The sequence below is a fragment of the Salinisphaera hydrothermalis C41B8 genome (assembly GCF_000732535.1).
In the GTDB taxonomy this organism is placed as follows: Bacteria; Pseudomonadota; Gammaproteobacteria; order Nevskiales; family Salinisphaeraceae; genus Salinisphaera; species Salinisphaera hydrothermalis.
Window position 1 is genome coordinate 34,009 of the sequence record NZ_APNK01000016.1, and the last position, 13,332, is coordinate 47,340.

Here is a 13,332-nt window from a genome sequence, read left to right on the forward strand (position 1 = left end):
AGCGCTACGGCTGCGGCCGCGCTGCCTGCAGTACCGGTGGTAGCAAGCCGGTGGCGCAGTATCGATACAGGGTCGCGGACTGTCCGTTGGCGGCGACCGCCATATGGTGGGCATCCGGCACCGAGATGGTCTCGTTGGCGCCGCCGCCGGCGTTGATGCCGGCACAGCGATCGTCGAGATGAAAAATCATGCCCTGCTGGCCGACCAGCCGGGCCTGACAGGCGTTCTGGCCTGGCCGCGCCAGCGCCTTGCCGGTAAAGAACAGCGTATCGGTGCGCTGGGCGGCGTGACACGGTGTTTTCACGGCCACGTAGGCGCCACGGTCCAGCGGCAGGGCATCGGCCGAGTCGGCGCGGCGGCAATACCCGCCACCGTCGGGTACGACCAGAAGACAGTCGCTGAGGCCGGCCAGCGCCGGGTCGCCGGTTTCGCTGCCGCGGCCCGGCCGAATCGCCAGGGTTTTGCCGAGCCGCTGAAAATACAGCCGTCCGCCGGTGGCGGTCGCCAGATAATGCGTGCTCACGCCCTGGGCGTTGCGCCGCTCGATCATGAAATGGTCGTCCGCCCGCGGCATGATGGTCAGCGCCCTGGCGCCGGGCCCGTGCCAGCGCCCGACCCATTCTCCGGGGTCGGCGGGCGCCGTTGCCGATTTCGTTGGGGTCGGGGTGGTGGTTCGAGCAGCAGGCGGGGTGGCACAGCCGGTTACCAGCAGCCCGGCGGTCAGTGCGACCCCCAGACTTGCGAGAGTCCGTGCAATGGCGAGCGAAAACAATGACGACAGAATGCGCATGAAACAGAACAGCGGGCCAGAGTGCGCCTAATCTATCAGCGACCGGGGCTTGCGTGGGGCCGGCTCACCGACCGATCTCGGGCGGACGCGTCACGTCGGCGGTATGCCGTAGACGCCAGCCCAGCAAAATCGCGGCCACGCTCAGCCCGGCGATCAGGCCGATCCAGTAGCCGTAGACACCCAGCCCAGGGAACACACCGGGCCAACCTTCGCCGAGCCCGTAGCCGGTGCCGAGGCCCACGACCCAGTAGGCGAATAGCGTCACCGCCATGATGATGCGTGTGTCCTTGTACCCGCGCAGGGCCCCGGCGATGGCGGCCTGGGCGGCATCCGAGAATTGGTAGAGCGCGGCCACCAGCAACAGGTTGATGGCCAGCGCCTGCACCGCCGGCTCGTCGGTATACAGGGCCACCGCATAAGGCCCGCCAAAGATCAGGATGGCATCGATCAGCACGGCGACGCCCAGGGCGCAAGCGACCCCGTTCCAGGCCACGAACCGGGCATGCCGATACTTGCCGCGGCCGCGCGCCTGACCGATGCGCACGGTCAGCGCCATCCCGAGCGACAAGGGCAGCATGAACAACACCGAACTGAAGTTGAGCGCCACCGTGTGCGCCGAGATCACCACCTCGCCGTAACCGGCCAGGAACAATGCAATCGCGGTGAACAACGACACCTCGGCGAAAATCGACACCCCCACCGGAAAGCCGATACGCAGCTGCTCGGCGATCAGCGCCGGCGCCGGCGCGGACCAGGCCGGGCCCGTGCGCGACGGCGCATACACCGCGGCGCGCCGGGTATACACGAACAAGGCCAGCGCCATCAGCGCCATGGATATCGCGGTGGCGATGCCGCAGCCCAGCGCCCCGAGTGCCGGCAGGTTCGCCAGCCAGGCCGGCAGGCCCGGGCCGAACAGACTCGTGAGCCCGGGGCCGCCGAATATGAGCACGCCGTCGGCGACGATATTCACCGCCAGCCCGAACACGGCGAAGATGAGCGAGGCGCGGGTATGGCCGATGCCGTCGGAGAAGAAACGCAGCGTCTCGTAGATCGCGATCGCCGGCAGGCCGAACGCGACCGCATCCAGATAGATGGTGGCCGGCGCGGCGACCGCGGCCGGCACGTCCATGAGCGCGAAGATCGGCGGGCCGGCGTAGACGATCGCCAGCGCGCTCGCCATACCCAGCACCAACGCCACCCACAGCGCCTGGTGTACGGCCGGGCGAATGAGCTCGGGCCGGCGGGCGCCGGCATGCTGGGCCACGATCGGCGTCAGGCCCATGAGCGTGCCGACCATGAACACCACCAGCGGGATCCAGACGCTCGAACCCACCGAAACGGCGGCCAGCGTCGTCGCATCGACATGCCCAGCCATGGCCACGTCCACCGTGCCCATGCCGATCTGGGCCAGCTGCGCACCGAGGATAGGCAGGGCGAGCCGGGCCAGACGGCCGGCCTCGATACGGGACAATCGCGCGCGACGGGACATAGACATGGCAGGAACAACGAACCGCCGGCATCGCCGGCTACCGCAGGGCCGCCATCTTGCGCGATCGCCCGGCGTTCGTCGATAAATTGCACGCGATTCGATCGTCGCGGTCGGCATGACTGAACATCGGGCGCGGAATCGGGTATGTTGTGGGGCTGACGTCGCGCCAAGCGTCTCGTGCCGACGGCCTGCCGTCGGTTGATCGACGCGCCGGACGCCGGCATCGCGCCGCGTGGTTGGCGCGTGCGACATGGAGGGCCACGACGATCGCCCCGTCATGGCCGGTGCCATTGCGGGCCGGTCGCGGGTCCAGATATGCACCGCGTGGCCACAAGGCCGCAGTGCAACAAGACGATCGTCTTTATCGATTGAACCGGGTTGGGACGCCCTTTTAAGAGCGAGCGTGACAGTGGACACCCTGGATTGTGATTTCCTGGTGCTGGGCAGCGGCGCGGCCGGCCTTTATGCGGCTTGGCAGGCGGCCGCGCTCGGTCGTGTGATTCTGGTCACCGACGGCGCGCTGGCCTCCGGCAGCAGCTATTGGGCCCAGGGCGGCATCGCCGCGGTCACGACCGACGACGACACGCTGGAAGCGCATGTCGCCGATACGCTCGCCGCCGGCCGCGGGCTATGCGATCGCGCGGCGGTGGAATTGCTGGTCGCCGAGGGCGCGGCCGCTGTGCGCGCGTTGATCGCCGCCGGCATGCCGTTCGACCGCCAAGCCGACGGCCGCCTGCGGCGGGGTCTGGAAGGCGGCCATTCTCATCACCGTATCCTGCACGCCTTGGGTGTTCAGACCGGCAAAGCGCTGGTCGACTTCCTGATCGAACGGATTCGCGATTGCGCCACGGTCACTGTGGTCGAGCACGGGTTTGCGCATCGGCTGTTGCGTGATGCGGCAGGCGATTGCGCGGGCGCTCGGATTCATCGCCGCGATACGGGCGGCTCACTGATCGTGCGGTCGCCCGCGACGATTCTGGCCACCGGCGGTTATTCGGCGTTGTTCGAGCGCACGACCAACCCGCCCGGTGCTCTCGGGGTCGGATTGGGTCTGGCCTACGACGCCGGCGCGCGTTGCATCGATCTGGAATTCGTTCAGTTTCACCCGACCGCCTTCTACGAGCGCGAGGGGCGGACGTTTCTCATCAGCGAAGCGCTGCGCGGGGCCGGTGCGACGCTGGTCAACGAGGCCGGCGAACGGTTCCTGGCGGATGCGCCCGGTGCCGAACTGGCCCCGCGTGATGCCGTCGCCGCGGCTATTACGGCCGAGATCGGGCGTCAGCACCAGCCGTATGTCGGGCTGGATCTGCGCCATCTCGATCCGGCGATGCTGGAACAGTCCTTCGGCTTCATCATGGCCGCGATCGCCGAACGCGGCATCGACGCGCGACGCGAGCCGGTTCCGGTCGCGCCGGCAGCCCACTATTGCATCGGCGGCGTGGCCACCGATCGTCACGGCGCGACCGACGTGCCGGGGCTGTATGCCGCCGGCGAGGTCGCGGTGACCGGCGTGCACGGCGCGAATCGTCTGGCCAGCAATTCGTTGCTGGAATGTCTGGTGTTCGGACATCGCGCGGTGGCGCATGCGGCCGAACGCGACAGGCCCCGCCGGGTCGCGGTCGAGCCCGGCCATGCGCTCGTGGTCGATCCGGCGCGCCGCGATCGTTTCATGAGGCGACGCCGCGAGCTGGCGGCGCTGATGATGCGCCACGTCGGACTCGAACGCGAGCGAGCCGGGCTGGAAGCCGCGTTGACCGCGATCGAGGCCGCGCGTGCCGAGTCGTCGCCGATCGCGGGCGTGCCGGAATATTTTTCCTCGCTCGATCGTCATATCCACGGCCTGGCCGGGGCTATCGCGCGCGCGGCCCTGGCACGTAACGTCAGCGTCGGCGTCCATCGGCGGCGCGATACGCGGGCCGGCGCCGCCGCGCGTGGTCGGGCCGCTTTTGCATCGGTGACTTCATGAGCCAGGCATCGAATTCCATCGAATCTGCCATTGAAACGGCGATCGATCTCGACCGCATCGATCGTTGGCTGGCCGAGGACGTGCGTACCGGCGACGTCACCACCGACGCTGTGCTGGACGCCAGCGCGCCGGTCGCGGCGCGCTGGGTCGCCAAGGCCGAGGGTGTAGTGGCGGGGCTGGCCGAGGCCGAGGCCGTGTTCCGGCGGCTCGACCCGGCGCTGGACTGGCGCGCGGCCGTGGCCGAGGGCGAGGCCGTGGTCGCCGGCACCGAGCTGGTGACGTTCGAGGGCGCCGGGCGGGCCGTGCTCACCGGCGAGCGCACGGCCCTGAACATCGCCCAGCGCATGTCCGGCATCGCGACCGCCACGCGTGGCTATGTCGAGCTGATCGCTGAGCATCCGGCCCGGATTCTGGATACCCGCAAGACGGTTCCCGGCCTGCGCGATCTGGACAAGAAAGCCGTGGCCATCGGCGGCGGCGTGAATCATCGCGCCGGGCTCTACGATCTGGCCATGATCAAGGACAACCATATCGTCGCCGCCGGCGGTATTACGGCAGCGGTCGCCGCCGTGCGGGCTCATGCGCCGGACATCGGCATCGAGGTCGAAACCACGACGCTCGACGAGCTCGACGAGGCGTTGGCCGCCGGCGTCGAGATGATCATGCTCGACAACATGGCGCCCGAGACCATGGTCTTGGCAGTCGAACGCACGGCCGGCCGCGCCAGGCTCGAGGCCTCCGGCAACGTCGGACGCGACAACATCGTCACCATCGCCGCCACGGGCGTGGACTTCATCTCGATCGGCGCGCTCACCCATTCGGTGATCGCATTCGACATCAGCCAGCGCATCGATCGCATTTAATCGCTCGTATTGATGTCGATCGCCTGATGCGATTGGCGTGCTGCGAGCCGCGAGGGCATTCATCATCATGACGACCGAACACGAACAACTCGTTGCTGACATCCAGCGGCTCAAGGCCGCGAAGAACGCCGTTATTCTGGCGCATAACTACGAGCGACCCGAGATCCAGGACATCTGCGACTATCTTGGCGATTCACTCGGCCTGTCGCGTCAGGCCGCGGCCACCGATGCCGATGTGATCGTCTTCTGCGGCGTGCATTTCATGGCCGAGACGGCGTCCATCATCTCGCCGGACAAGACCGTGCTCATTCCCGATCTCAATGCCGGCTGTTCGCTGGCCGAGAGCATCACGCTGGAACAGCTTCAGACCTGGAAGGCTGAGCATCCGGGCGCGACCGTCGTGGCTTACGTGAACACGTCCGCAGCGATCAAGGCCGAATGCGACTACTGCGTGACGTCATCCAACGCCGTGCAGGTGATCGAGGCGATCCCGGAAGACGAAGAGATCCTGTTCCTGCCGGACCGCTTCCTCGGCACCTACGTCGAGATGATGACTGGACGCAAGCTGCATATCTGGCCGGGCTCCTGCCACGTGCACGAAAAGATCGGCGACATGAACCTGGCCGCCAAGCAGCGCGAGTACCCGAACGCCGAGATCCTCATCCACCCGGAATGCGGCTGTTCGACCGCCTGCATGATGAATTCGGCGATGAGCTTCGACTGCAAGGACGCCCACATCCATTCGACCAGCGGCATGCTCACGCACGCCCACGAGTCCGAAGCCAAGGAGTTCGTGGTCGCCACCGAGACCGGCATTCTGCATCGGATGAAAAAAGAAAACCCGGGCAAGACCTTTCACCCGGCGAGCGAGCATTCGGTCTGCGAATACATGAAGTTGACCACGCTGGCGAAGCTGCGCGATGCGCTGGCCTACGATCGTTATGAAGTGAAGGTGGATGCCGCACTAGCCGATGCGGCCCGCCGGCCGATCGATCGCATGCTGGCGATCGGCTGATCGCGGATCGACATCCGGGCGCCGTTCGGCGCCCGGGCGTTATCGAAGCGGCCTCAGCTGCCGTCGTGGCGGGTGAACGATTCCAGCGCGTTCACATAAGTCTGCATCGACTGCGGCACGCGGTCGGTCTGTAGCAGGACCTTGCGCGGATCCGGATTCGGGCCGTAGATGGCGGTGTTGGCCTCGGTATCGAAGGCGACCTTGCCGCCGCCCAGGTTCAGGCCGGCATACAAGCCTTTCTTGGCAATGCCATAGGCGACGATCGGGGCCGCGGTATCCACACTCCGGTCATATCCGGTCGGCCCGGCCGACACGCTGACCTGCGAGCCCAGCTTGACCAGCGAATCCAGCACCGCGCGCACGCTTTGCTGCGTGGTAAACAACAGCACCACCGCGCGCTGCGCTGCGCCGGCCTGTAGGCCGATGCTGGCGGCGGACAAGGTATAGACCGCTGGCGGCGCGTTGGTGAAATTGCCCGAGCGCTGGCGGCAGCTGATCAGCCCGCGGCCGCGCTGGCCGCCGACGATGAATCCAGCCTGGGTGACTTTGGGGAACACCGCGATACAGCGTGCCTTGTCGACCAGATCCTTGGGGATACGACGCTGGCTGGGCTGCAGCATCTGTTGTTGCAGCACGGTCGCGGCCCGCCCGGCCAGGGTGGCCTGCTTCTGCAGCTTCTCGGTGTAGTTGTCTTTCTGGCTGGTGGTGGCACAGCCAGCGACAAGCGCCACGGCCGCTGCCGCGGCCGTCATGCGTAAAAAACCCTGCATTGCGATTCTCCCTAAAATGCCGTCAACGGCGTGTGCCCTACCTTAGGGCCTGTTGCCGTTTCGTGCGAGTCCGCGCCAAGCGCTGTTTTGCGGCAAGACGAGGCGTAGCGAACGCGGCGTAGTGGGCCTACGCGAGAGAGCGACAACGCTGTATTGCCGCAAAACAGCACTTGTCCCGAAGGGTTGGGCCGCCCATGAAAAATTAACCAGGGCCGCCCGGCGGCGTTGCGAGTCTGGGTCGTGGCACGCCACGACCCAGACTCGCGCCTTGCCGGACACGATTTGCGGACGCCAACGCGGGCCCGCACGAAACGGCAACAGGCCCTAGGGGGGTCGCGCGAGGCTTGACTACTCGCCCGGCAGACCGCGGCGGTCAGACGAGCGTCGTGCACCGGTGGCGATACACGGTCGCCCCGACGAGGCAGGCGACGGCGAAGACCAGGCCGAGCCAGAGATCGAGCGTGGCCAGCGGGCGATACAGGAGCGCGAGCGCGTGCTGGAATCCGCCAGCATGGCCGAGCGAAGACAGCGCGGCGGTATAGCCGGTCGGCAGAATCTGGCCCACGAGTAGATGCCAGACCGGGTTCGGCAGGCCGAGCGCCCCGAGCACGGCGAACAGGGCGGGCACCAGGATCGCCATCAGCATTGGATGACGTCGTGAGACGGCCGAGCACAGCATCATCCAACCGGTGACCGGGGCGATGGTGAGGATGTAGATCGGCAGCGCGGCCAGGGTGAGCGCGGTGGTTGCGCCGAGATGGGTTTCGGCAAGCAGCTGGGCGGCGCTAGCGCCCGAGCCAAGCAACAACAGGAGATACGTGCCGATCGTCACCCAACCGGTGATGAGTGCGGCCACGGTGTAGAGCACCGGCAGGGCGAGCATGGCGATCAGAGCCTTGGCCGCGACGCTCTGGCCGTCGGTGGTCGGCAGCGATTTCCAGAACAGGATGCTGCGATCGCGACGCTCCTCGAACAGACAGCCCAGCGCGTAATTCAGGGTTGCCGCTCCGAAGGCGAGCAGGAACAGCAGCAGTACGGCGAGCAGCAGTAGCGCGATTGCCTGCCCGAGGTCCGCCATCTCGCCCGGGTCGAGCGTGTTGAGGTTGAGAGCGAGCGCATTGAGCACGCTGCCGCTCTCGAACTGGATCCGGATGCTCGTATGTGTGTGGTTGATCAGGCCGATGGCCAGCATGATCAGATTCAGCCCGATCACGACCCCGCCGAGTATCGCCGGCGCATAGAGTAGCCGGCGATGCTCCATGGTCTCGCGTCGCAACAGCCACGCGATGTTGTGCCAGGCGGAGTTCATGCGCGGGCCTCGTGGTTGTTCATGCAGGCGGTGAACAGATCGGCCAGGGCCGGGGTTCGCGGATTGTCGTCGAGTGTCGCAAGGGCGTCGGTATCGGCCGCCGCCTCGCGATCGAAGATCAGGGCATGGGCGCCGAGCAGGCGGCGTTCGCCGATTGGCCCTAGTGCCCGCGCCGCGTCGAGTTCGCCCGGCGCGACATGGGTCTCGACGAAGCGCTCGGCCAGTTCGTCCATCGAGGCGTCCAGAATCTTGCGGCCGTCGCGCAGGAAGATGACGTCGGTGAGGATGTTCTCGATCTCCTCGACCTGATGCGTGGTGACCAGAATGGTGCGGTTCTCGTCGAAGTAGTCGCCGAGCAGGTTGTCGTAGAACGCCCGCCGGAACAGCAGATCGAGCCCGAGGGTCGGCTCGTCGAGCACGAGCAGGCGCGCATCGATCGCCATGATCAGTGCAAGATGCAGCTGTACCGTCATGCCCTTGGAAAGCTGGCTTACGCGGGTGTTCGGATCCAGTGACGAGCGGGCGAGAAAACGCGCGCAGCGCTCGGCGGAGAACCGGGGGTGCAGACCGCCGACCAGCGATACGGCCTCGCGTACGCGCAACCAGCGGGGCAGGGTGGCGACATCGGAAATGAAACAGACATCGCGCATGAGCGCGTCACGCTCGCGGATCGGGTCGTGGCCCAGCACACGCAGCGTGCCGTCGCCGCCGGACAAGCCGAGCAACCGGTTGAGAAGGGTCGTTTTGCCCGCCCCGTTGGGGCCGATCAGTCCGACGATGCGTCCACTGATGATCTTCAGATCGATATCGGCGAGGGCGACCTTGCGCTGAAAGCGCTTCCCGACGCCGCGCGCCTCGATGACCGGGGTATCGCTCATGACGAACTATCCTGGGTAGGCGTGGCGAGAAGCATCGCCGGGTCCAGGCCGAGCCGATCGATACGAGCACGGATCGCCGGCCATTCCTCGTTGACGAACCGGTCGCGCTCGGAGGCCAGCAGGTGCTCGCGGGCGCCTTCGCGTACGAACATCCCCAACCCCCGGCGTTTTTCCACCAGATTGTCTTCGACCAGCGATTGATAGGCCTTGGATACGGTCAGCGGGTTGATCTGATAGTCGGCCGCGACCTGGCGCACCGATGGCAGTGCATCGGTTTCGGCCAGCCGCCCGTCGAGAATCATCGCGACCACGCGGGCGCGCAGCTGACGATAGATCGGCTCGTTGTCGTTCCAGCGTTCGGGCATGAACAGTCCGCTGCCAGTGTGATTGCCAACGCATGATCAACGCACGACCACGCGCATCGGGGTATAGCACGCCATATCCGGTGTGCCGGATGCCGTACCGCGCTGGCGCGGCCTATTGTCGTCGGCCGGCGTGCCCGGTGGGGCTGTCTTGCCAGCACGCGCGATGCGCGCGGGCTTCGATTGTTCGTAGGTCGGCGTGACCGCCAGGGTTGGCAGCTCGAATACCGGGATCCCGTGGTCGAACGCGATCGGTCCGATTGAAGCGGTGCTACCGGAATCCGGCGCCGCCGAGGCCATAGAAACCGCTAAAAGACAGGCCAGGCCAGCCAAGGAGTGCAATGTAGCGTGTTTCATGTCGTTTGTCTTGGTGATGTAGTGATGTGGTGTTATGCATAAGTAAAACACCAAGTCACAACGTGCAACTTTTTCTTGCCGTCCCGGGCCAGGCGGTGGCGCTACGCGTCTCGATCCGGTTCTGTTTGTGCTGTGTGTTCAGTCGTTTGGGCTGATGAATACGTACCGGGCCCAGCGGGACAGTGTTGGCTACGCGAAGCGTTCACGTGTGTGTTGGCGCGAAATGGCAACAGGCCCTAATACACCCGCGTCCATGTTCGGCTGCGCAACATGCTCTGCTCGGATTTATGCTTGTCGAACGATCACGTATTCGACAGGGAGCAAGCGATGGGGCGTTATTTGAGCGCGTGCTGGCTATGTCTGGCATTGATCTGTACCGCCGGGCCGGCAATGGCGGCAGCGGACTCGGGGCCGCGGCTGGTGGTCATCGATCAGGATGGTTCGGGGCCAGGCGGCAGCAACATGCGTTCGATGCTGGCGTTGATCCAGGCGCCGGACGTGAAAGTGCTGGGTATTTCCATGGTCACGGGCAACGCCTGGATGAAGGCCGAGACCGAGCACACGCTGCGCATGCTCGAACTCATCGGACGGCGCGATATCCCGGTGTACGAAGGCGCGGTCCATCCGCTGGTTCGCAGTCGGGTTCGTACGCTAGCCGAGCAACGGTTTTATGGGCATATCGCCTGGCTGGGCGCGTGGGGCGGCGATGGCAGCGATCCGGATGCCTATCCGGCTGATCCGAATGCGCGCCAGCCGATGCCGGAAGGGCGGCCGTCGATCAGCGCGCAGCACGAGGATGCCGCGCATTTCCTGATCGATGCGGTGCATGCTCATCCTGGGCAGGTGACGGTATTCGCCGCCGGCCCGTTGACCAATCTGGCCCTGGCGCAGCGTATCGATCCGAGTTTCGCCCGTACGGCGAAGCAGCTCGTGGTGATGGGCGGCTCAATCTCGCCGGTGAGCGACGACGCCGAGTTCACCACGACGCCCAGCCATGAATTCAATGTCTGGTTCGATCCGGAAGCCGCGCATATCGTGTTCACGGCCGATTGGCGAAAAATCATCGATACGCCGGTCGATATCTCGTTGCAGAGCTGGTATTCGGACCGGATGCAGTCGGCGATCGCCAAGTCGCACAGCCCGGCGGCGCAGTATCTGGCCGCGTACGACAACGAGCGCTATTACATGTGGGACGAGATTGCCGCGCTCGCCTGGCTGCATCCGGATCTGGTCAAGAAAACACGGACGTTATATCTGGATGCGGATCTGAGCCACGGGCCGAGTTACGGCAATACCCTCGCCTGGACGAAACAGAGCAAGCCCGAGACCGCCGGGCCGGCCGTGATCGTCCAGATGAAGCTCGATCGACAGGCTTTCGATCGGGCATTCATCGACCTCATGCGGGCACCGACGCCGAACGCCAGCCGGCCGGCCATCGAGCGCAGTGACTGAGCGCGAAGGGCCGCCCTGATACTCGTATAAATGCCTATGGTCGTAACCACGGCACTGTTCTATGTTCTGACGATGGCATGCCCGACGTGCCGGTCGGAAGCGAGGAGCAGGCTTGAGCGAGCGAGGGAGCGACGACCGCGATAGCACGGCGGAAACGACGACGAGCCGATCGGCGCAACGTCTGGCCTGTGGGGCTCGGATTGCGTTGATCGGCTTGTTCGTATTCGCCTGTATCGGCGTGCTGAGCATCGCCAAGGATTTCCTCGTGCCCGTGGTGCTCGCGTTCCTGCTGGCCATGGTGTTCGGCCCGGTCCGGCGGGTATTCGATCGTCGTGGCATCCCCACCGTCGTATCGTCGTTCGGGATTGTGGCGGTGTTGCTGATGCTGTTTCTCGGGTTGGTGTCGGCGCTGACCGTACCGGCGTCGGACTGGATCGATAACGCGCCGCGTATCGAACGCCAGATCCAGCAACGCGTGGCCGAGCTGTCGCGCTCGATGAACGGGTTGATGGAAATCAACGCCAAAATCGAGAAGTTGACGAAACCGACGGACGATCACCACGTCGAGAAGGTCGAGGTCAAGCAGCGTGGTATGGCGGCGACCGCGATCATGCTGGCGCCGGCGATTCTCGGACAGTTCGTATTTACGCTCGTGCTGCTGCTGTTCCTGTTGGCCTCGGGCGACATGTTCTACGAAAAAATCGTGCATGTATTGCCCACGTTCCGGGACAAGCGGCGCGCAGTGGAGATCGCGTTCAATATCGAGCGCAAGCTCTCGCGCTACCTGCTCACGATCACGCTGATCAATCTGGGCGTCGGGATCGTGCTCGGCAGCGCCATGGCGCTGTTCGGCCTGCCCAACGCGTTGCTGATCGGGCTGATCGCGTTTCTGCTGAATTTCATTCCGTATTTGGGCGCGGCTGCCGGCATCGTATTGGTAACGATCGTCGCCGCGCTCAGTTTCCACTGGATCGGTTGGGCGCCGATCGCTGGCGGCATCTATCTGGGCATCAGCATCATCGAAGGCCAGTTCGTCACGCCGTATCTGGTCGGGCGCAACTTGCGGCTCAATACGGTGGTCGTGTTCATCAGCGTCTCGTTCTGGGCCTGGCTGTGGTCCGTGGTCGGCATGGTCGTGGCCGTGCCGTTGCTGGTGGCCGTACGCACGCTGAGCGAGCACATCGACGTGCTACACAACCTGGGCGATTTTCTCTCCGAGCGGCACGCCGAACGCGAGGAGTCGTCAAATGGCAACGGCAACGGGGGCGAGCGGCTCCCACCGAAATCTGATTAGCCGCCGGCCCGGCGTTCCTCCGCGCTAAGGCTAGCCCACCAATCGGCGTACGACGAGTTCGCCGGCGACCGGCGTGTTTCGTCAGCGGCGCCGTCATCCCACCAGACCGGCCCGCGTTCGCCGAGTGCTTCCTTGGCTTTCTGGACCTGTTGCCGGGCCGCTCGGACGGAGACATCGTCCCGGGCATCGCGGATAGCGCGACGGGCCGCCATCAGGGCCGATACCCAGGCCTGGCGTTGCGCCTCGTCGAGCGACGGATCGGTGCAGCGCCAGAGGCGGTTACGGGCGACGAAATATCGGCCGTCCGGCGTGTGCGGATAGCGAGCACGGCTCATGGATTGGGTTTGGCGCCGAAGGTCATCGTGTTGCGTCGTGTCGTTGCGTCGGGCCGCACTGACGATACCGTATGACGCGCCGCGAGATGAGGTCGCATCGCTCGTATCTTGCGGGCGGGTTCGACAAGGCCCGCCACGCGTGTGCCATGTCTCGTTCAGATTGTTCAGCATAAGTTGTACATTCCGAAGCCGACGGAGTCACGACATGAAACGACTGCTCTTTGCGCTGCCTCTGCTGATGGTGCTGGCGGCTTGTGTCGAGCCGTACCACGATCACGACGGCTGGCGCCACCACGACGATCGCGGCTACCGCGTCGATCACGATCGATACTACGACAGCGATCATCGGCGGGATGACGACGGCTATCGAGACGATCGCCGCGATGACGATCACTACCGCGACTATCGTCGCGACAACGACGACCGCGATCACTGGGGCGACCGCGATTGAG

14 protein-coding genes are annotated in these 13,332 nt (G+C 65.4%); 6 read left to right on the plus strand and 8 right to left on the minus strand.

What is annotated here, in order from left to right:
• Window positions 1-4: 4 nt before the first annotated feature.
• Together C41B8_RS11295 and C41B8_RS11300 are read right to left on the minus strand one after the other, a co-directional pair.
• The gene (locus tag C41B8_RS11295) at window positions 5-790 is read right to left on the minus strand and encodes a hypothetical protein (protein ID WP_037338036.1); all 786 of its coding nucleotides are present in this window, start codon (window positions 788-790) and stop codon (window positions 5-7) included.
• Between the two features lie 64 nt (window positions 791-854).
• Window positions 855-2,285 carry an MATE family efflux transporter gene (locus C41B8_RS11300; protein WP_037338038.1) on the minus strand — a complete coding sequence of 477 codons (1,431 nt, stop codon included), beginning with the start codon at window positions 2,283-2,285 and terminating at the stop codon, window positions 855-857.
• Between the two features lie 397 nt (window positions 2,286-2,682).
• Here C41B8_RS11300 and nadB point away from each other — a divergent pair, with 397 nt between their 5' ends.
• From nadB to nadA, 3 genes are all read left to right on the plus strand, one after another.
• Window positions 2,683-4,245, plus strand: a complete 1,563-nt coding sequence (gene nadB, locus C41B8_RS11310; RefSeq protein WP_198025162.1) for an L-aspartate oxidase — start codon at window positions 2,683-2,685, stop codon at window positions 4,243-4,245.
• The gene (gene nadC, locus C41B8_RS11315; protein ID WP_037338041.1) at window positions 4,242-5,108 is read left to right on the plus strand and encodes a carboxylating nicotinate-nucleotide diphosphorylase; all 867 of its coding nucleotides are present in this window, start codon (window positions 4,242-4,244) and stop codon (window positions 5,106-5,108) included. The genes nadB and nadC overlap by 4 nt, the downstream gene beginning before the upstream one ends.
• Window positions 5,109-5,175: 67 nt before the next feature.
• The gene (gene nadA, locus C41B8_RS11320; protein WP_037338043.1) at window positions 5,176-6,123 is read left to right on the plus strand and encodes a quinolinate synthase NadA; all 948 of its coding nucleotides are present in this window, start codon (window positions 5,176-5,178) and stop codon (window positions 6,121-6,123) included.
• A gap of 53 nt (window positions 6,124-6,176) precedes the next feature.
• Here nadA and C41B8_RS11325 read toward each other — a convergent pair whose 3' ends face one another.
• From C41B8_RS11325 to C41B8_RS11345, 5 genes are all read right to left on the minus strand, one after another.
• On the minus strand, window positions 6,177-6,893 hold the full coding sequence (locus C41B8_RS11325; protein ID WP_037338045.1) for a lipid-binding SYLF domain-containing protein: 717 nt from the start codon (window positions 6,891-6,893) through the stop codon (window positions 6,177-6,179).
• 373 nt (window positions 6,894-7,266) lie between these two features.
• On the minus strand, window positions 7,267-8,202 hold the full coding sequence (locus tag C41B8_RS11330; protein ID WP_037338052.1) for a hypothetical protein: 936 nt from the start codon (window positions 8,200-8,202) through the stop codon (window positions 7,267-7,269).
• Entirely contained in the window at window positions 8,199-9,080 is an 882-nt protein-coding gene (locus C41B8_RS11335; RefSeq protein ID WP_037338055.1) for an ABC transporter ATP-binding protein, read from the minus strand. Before C41B8_RS11335 ends, C41B8_RS11330 begins: the two co-directional genes overlap by 4 nt.
• A complete protein-coding gene (locus C41B8_RS11340; RefSeq protein WP_037338057.1) occupies window positions 9,077-9,445 on the minus strand; it encodes a GntR family transcriptional regulator in 369 nt (122 codons plus the stop codon). The genes C41B8_RS11335 and C41B8_RS11340 overlap by 4 nt, the downstream gene beginning before the upstream one ends.
• 36 nt (window positions 9,446-9,481) lie before the next feature.
• A complete protein-coding gene (locus C41B8_RS11345; protein WP_156962514.1) occupies window positions 9,482-9,799 on the minus strand; it encodes a hypothetical protein in 318 nt (105 codons plus the stop codon).
• A 327-nt stretch (window positions 9,800-10,126) separates the two neighbouring features.
• Between C41B8_RS11345 and C41B8_RS11350 the strand changes: the two genes are divergently transcribed.
• Both C41B8_RS11350 and C41B8_RS11355 read left to right on the plus strand, forming a co-directional pair.
• Complete coding sequence (locus C41B8_RS11350; RefSeq protein WP_037338063.1) at window positions 10,127-11,251, plus strand: nucleoside hydrolase; 1,125 nt, start codon at window positions 10,127-10,129, stop codon at window positions 11,249-11,251.
• 112 nt (window positions 11,252-11,363) lie between these two features.
• Window positions 11,364-12,545, plus strand: a complete 1,182-nt coding sequence (locus C41B8_RS11355) for an AI-2E family transporter (RefSeq protein ID WP_198025163.1) — start codon at window positions 11,364-11,366, stop codon at window positions 12,543-12,545.
• Here C41B8_RS11355 and C41B8_RS11360 read toward each other — a convergent pair.
• Window positions 12,542-12,880 (minus strand): hypothetical protein, encoded by a 339-nt coding sequence (locus C41B8_RS11360; protein ID WP_037338152.1) that lies wholly within the window; start codon window positions 12,878-12,880, stop codon window positions 12,542-12,544. The two genes, C41B8_RS11355 and C41B8_RS11360, sit on opposite strands and share 4 nt — an antisense overlap.
• Before the next feature lie 205 nt (window positions 12,881-13,085).
• On the opposite strand from C41B8_RS11360, the gene C41B8_RS11365 reads away from it, so the two are divergent.
• Window positions 13,086-13,331, plus strand: coding sequence for a hypothetical protein (locus C41B8_RS11365; RefSeq protein WP_037338065.1), 246 nt, complete (start codon window positions 13,086-13,088; stop codon window positions 13,329-13,331).
• Window position 13,332: the final 1 nt, after the last annotated feature.

Excerpts from the sequence above, each read along its gene's own strand:
- C41B8_RS11335 (WP_037338055.1), bottom strand. The coding sequence starts at position 9,080 with ATGAGCGATACCCCGGTCATCGAGGCGCGCGGCGTCGGGAAGCGCTTT.
- C41B8_RS11365 (WP_037338065.1), top strand. The coding sequence starts at position 13,086 with ATGAAACGACTGCTCTTTGCGCTGCCTCTGCTGATGGTGCTGGCGGCT.
- C41B8_RS11295 (WP_037338036.1), bottom strand. The coding sequence starts at position 790 with ATGCGCATTCTGTCGTCATTGTTTTCGCTCGCCATTGCACGGACTCTC.
- C41B8_RS11360 (WP_037338152.1), bottom strand. The coding sequence starts at position 12,880 with ATGAGCCGTGCTCGCTATCCGCACACGCCGGACGGCCGATATTTCGTC.
- C41B8_RS11330 (WP_037338052.1), bottom strand. The coding sequence starts at position 8,202 with ATGAACTCCGCCTGGCACAACATCGCGTGGCTGTTGCGACGCGAGACC.
- nadA (WP_037338043.1), top strand. The coding sequence starts at position 5,176 with ATGACGACCGAACACGAACAACTCGTTGCTGACATCCAGCGGCTCAAG.
- C41B8_RS11325 (WP_037338045.1), bottom strand. The coding sequence starts at position 6,893 with ATGCAGGGTTTTTTACGCATGACGGCCGCGGCAGCGGCCGTGGCGCTT.
- nadC (WP_037338041.1), top strand. The coding sequence starts at position 4,242 with ATGAGCCAGGCATCGAATTCCATCGAATCTGCCATTGAAACGGCGATC.
- C41B8_RS11350 (WP_037338063.1), top strand. The coding sequence starts at position 10,127 with ATGGGGCGTTATTTGAGCGCGTGCTGGCTATGTCTGGCATTGATCTGT.
- C41B8_RS11340 (WP_037338057.1), bottom strand. The coding sequence starts at position 9,445 with ATGCCCGAACGCTGGAACGACAACGAGCCGATCTATCGTCAGCTGCGC.
- C41B8_RS11345 (WP_156962514.1), bottom strand. The coding sequence starts at position 9,799 with ATGAAACACGCTACATTGCACTCCTTGGCTGGCCTGGCCTGTCTTTTA.
- C41B8_RS11300 (WP_037338038.1), bottom strand. The coding sequence starts at position 2,285 with ATGTCTATGTCCCGTCGCGCGCGATTGTCCCGTATCGAGGCCGGCCGT.